Source organism: Kineococcus indalonis (assembly GCF_009906395.1).
Classification (GTDB): Bacteria; Actinomycetota; Actinomycetes; order Actinomycetales; family Kineococcaceae; genus Kineococcus; species Kineococcus indalonis.
The window spans coordinates 1-491 of record NZ_JAAALM010001009.1 but is presented as its reverse complement, the minus strand read 5'-3'; the positions used below and the strand labels follow the sequence as shown (position 1 = coordinate 491).

Below are 491 nucleotides of genomic sequence, written 5' to 3'. Positions count from 1 at the left end.
CGGCGTGCGTGGGCGGGCGCCCCGGGCACTGGGCGGAGTTCACCCAGGACGGTTCGGCGCTGGCGCTGGTCTCCGGCACGCGCGCGGTGACCCTGGCCCCGTCGCGCGTGACGCCGACGACGGTGCGCACGGTCCTGCCCGGGCCCCTGGCGGGCGGGCGGTGGTCGCTGGTCGGCGCGGGCGAGGCGGTGCTGGACTCGGCCACGGCCGCCGACGTGCCCTGCGACGGCTGGTACGACCGCACGGGCTTCGTGCGCGCCGGTTCCAACGACCCGTGGTCGCCGCAGCGCGTGGGCGACCTGGCGCAGCGGCCCGTGGTGGAGGGCGGCTGGCAGGTGCACCGGGGCACCGAGGGCTCGCTGTACACGCGCCCCTCCGTGCCGGGCGCCCGCGGGCACGTGGTGCGCGGCGCGATCCACGAGGCGTACGCGCGCCTGGGCGGCCCGGCGGGCCTGCTGGGCGCCCCGCTGACCAGCGAGGTGGAGCTCGTG

The 491-nt window shown here is 79.6% G+C and carries 1 pseudogene; it reads left to right on the top strand.

The features are described from left to right. Positions 1-491 (top strand): annotated as a pseudogene (locus tag GTR00_RS22445) (hypothetical protein); the annotation flags it as partial.